The sequence below is a fragment of the Streptomyces sp. CBMA156 genome, from assembly GCF_014596515.1.
Taxonomy (GTDB): Bacteria; Actinomycetota; Actinomycetes; order Streptomycetales; family Streptomycetaceae; genus Kitasatospora.
In genome coordinates this window covers 1-978 of sequence record NZ_MSJQ01000061.1, presented here as the reverse complement: position 1 = coordinate 978, position 978 = coordinate 1, and the positions used below count along the sequence as shown (strand labels likewise).

Genomic DNA, 978 nt, shown 5'->3' with positions numbered 1-978 from the left:
GCGCCGTGGGCGTCGCGCGCGCCGAAGGCGAGGCGACGGCGCCGGCGGAGCGCACCAGGCCGCGGACGAAGCTGGCGCCCTGGACGTGCCGGACGGCGGGCGGCCGGTAGCCGCCGCGGGCGCAGGTGGTGAGCAGGTCGTCGTAGAGCACGGGGGCGCCGGAGCGCGGGAAGAGGACCAGGTCGAACCCGGCGAGCGCGGTCAGCGGCACCTCGGCGGACCGGGCCGCCTCGGCCTCGCGCGGCAGCAGGACGCCGAGGTCGCGGCGCAGGACCGGGCCGAGTTCGAGGCCGGTCACGTCGCAGGGGTGGTGGATGAGCCCGACGTCGAGCTCACGGGCGGCGAGGCGGGCCAGCTGGTCGGCGGTGGACAGCTCGTGCAGTTCCAGCTCCACCCCGGAGCGCCGGTCCTGGAAGCCGGTCAGGAGCGCGGCGACGGTGTCGCCCGCGATGTCGGGCGGCAGCCCGGCCCGCAGCAGGGCGCTGTCGCCGTCCCTGATCCGGCGCGCGGCCGCCCGCAGCGCCTCGGAGCGGGCGAGCAGTTCGCGTGCCTCGGGAAGCAGCAGCAGGCCCGCCTTGGTGATCGTCACCTGGCGGCTGGTGCGCTCGAAGAGCCGCACCTCCAGCTCCCGCTCCAGGCGCTGGATGCGCTGCGACAGGGGCGGCTGGGCCATCCCCAGGCGGGCCGCCGCACGCCCGAAGTGTGACTCTTCTGCAACAGCCGCGAAGCACTCCAGGTGCCGGATCAGGTCCACGACCAGCAATCATATGGGATTTCAATCGATGGTTCATCGATATCGGAATTGGACGTGACGGCGGGCCGGTTGCTCTGCTCACGGCATGACGCACCTCTCCTCACCGCCCGGCAGCCACCCCTGGAACCCCGTCACCACCCACCGCCACCGCGCCCGCCGCCCCGCCCTGCGGACGGGCCTGGCCGCCGGCCTCGCCACCGCCGTCGCCGCCGCCGTCACCGCCT

The 978-nt window shown here is 75.1% G+C and carries 1 protein-coding gene; it reads right to left on the bottom strand.

Features of this window, described 5'->3' with window-relative positions; all coding sequences use genetic code 11:
* The coding region (locus BU198_RS04520) for a LysR family transcriptional regulator (protein ID WP_188295523.1) at positions 1–754 on the bottom strand (754 nt) is incomplete at its 3' end.
* Positions 755–978 lie beyond the last annotated feature (224 nt).